This window comes from Amycolatopsis sp. NPDC003676 (assembly GCF_053587275.1).
The window spans coordinates 1-1376 of sequence record NZ_JBSFNS010000301.1 but is presented as its reverse complement, the minus strand read 5'-3'; the positions used below and the strand labels follow the sequence as shown (position 1 = coordinate 1376).

Below are 1376 nucleotides of genomic sequence, written 5' to 3'. Positions count from 1 at the left end.
CGGGCATTCCGGCGGCGGATTCGCGACTGTGCGGGCGATGTTGGACCCGCTGGCGATGTACACCGACTCCGGCAGCGGCCGCGAACTGCACCTGCTCGGCCTGCGCAAGCTCGCCGACGCGCTGGCCGCCAGCGAACTCGCCGCCGCCGTGGCTGTGTCGGAGGTCCTGGTGCAGCAGTTGCGGGCCGAGGCGCGCGATGCGGGGCTGGGGGAGCGGCCGCTGTATCGCGGTGTGCGGCTGGTCATCGGGGGTGCGCGAGCGCCGAACGTCGCGGTGTAGCGGACGGTGTCGCCGCTGACTCCGCGCTGCAAGGTCGAGAAGATCGTGTAACTGGCCACCAGGGCCAGCCCGACGAACAGCGTCAAGATCAGCAGGGCGGTGCGGGTTTTCATCATGTCAGTTCCCCATCGGCGGTGCGTCGGCGTAGGTGACCTGGACTGCCCCGTCGGCCAGGACCGGCGTGAGCAGCACCAGTTGCGCGGCGTTCGGTGGTCGCCCGACGAGCGCCTCGATGGCCTCGACGCCGTGCAGCGACGCCGGTGCGGTAGCCGACGCCGGGGCGGCGGGGCCGGGGACGACCGCGCTCGGTGTCAGACCGGGGATCGCGGGCAGGCCGGGAATCGCGGGGAGGCCAGGGATCACGGGCGGTGGGCCCGCCGCTTCCAGCCTGCCCGGCAGCAGCTGGGTCGGAATGTGCTGTTCCGGCGCGGTGTACGGCACCGTCGCTCCGCCACAGCGCGGCCCGGCGAGACTGCCGTATCTGGGGCAGTCCGCCGCGGTGTACTGGGTGAACGGGGTGAAGCTGACGTCGACGACCCAGCGCATCTGCCGGTCGGGTCCCCAGTTGAAGACGGTCGCCAGCTTGCTCAGCGCGGTGGCGAGATTGGCGACCGCGGTACCGATGGCGCCGGAGTCGGCGGCCAGCGCACCGAAGGTCTCGTGCAGCCCGCCGACCAGTTCCGGGCCCGCGTCCGGATTGCGCTCGAAGAGGGTGTTGGTGACACCGACCGCGCCGCGCGCGGCGGTCAGCAGCGCGATCAGGTTCGCGCGCTTCTCGGTGAGGGTGCGCGCCGCGGTCACCGACGAGACGAGGGTGTCGACCAGCTGCGGCGCGGACTCGTTGACCGCCGACGCCGCGGCGCCGAGATCGCCGAGCAGGTCACCGATCCCCGGTGTCGCCCGGACCTGGGTGGTCCAGGTGTCGAGTCGCTCGATGGTGGAGCCGGGCATGCGGTAGCTGGGGTCGAGCGCGTCGGCCAGCGTGCCGAGGACGGTGGCCAGCCGGATCGGATCGATGGCGTCGAGCACGGTCCGCAGGGTCCCTCACGGCCCCGCGCACCCGGTCACATGGGTATCAATCGGGCATTTCTCCAGT

General features: G+C 72.0%; 1 protein-coding gene and 1 pseudogene. One reads left to right on the top strand and one right to left on the bottom strand.

Going from position 1 to position 1376, the window contains the following annotated elements; translation table 11 throughout:
* Window positions 1-280 (top strand): annotated as a pseudogene (locus ACWDNU_RS45865) (hypothetical protein); the annotation flags it as partial.
* A gap of 117 nt (window positions 281-397) precedes the next feature.
* Here ACWDNU_RS45865 and ACWDNU_RS45860 read toward each other — a convergent pair.
* Window positions 398-1309 carry an MCE family protein gene (locus tag ACWDNU_RS45860; RefSeq protein ID WP_449673452.1) on the bottom strand — a complete coding sequence of 304 codons (912 nt, stop codon included), beginning with the start codon at window positions 1307-1309 and terminating at the stop codon, window positions 398-400.
* Between the last annotated feature and the right edge of the window lie 67 nt (window positions 1310-1376).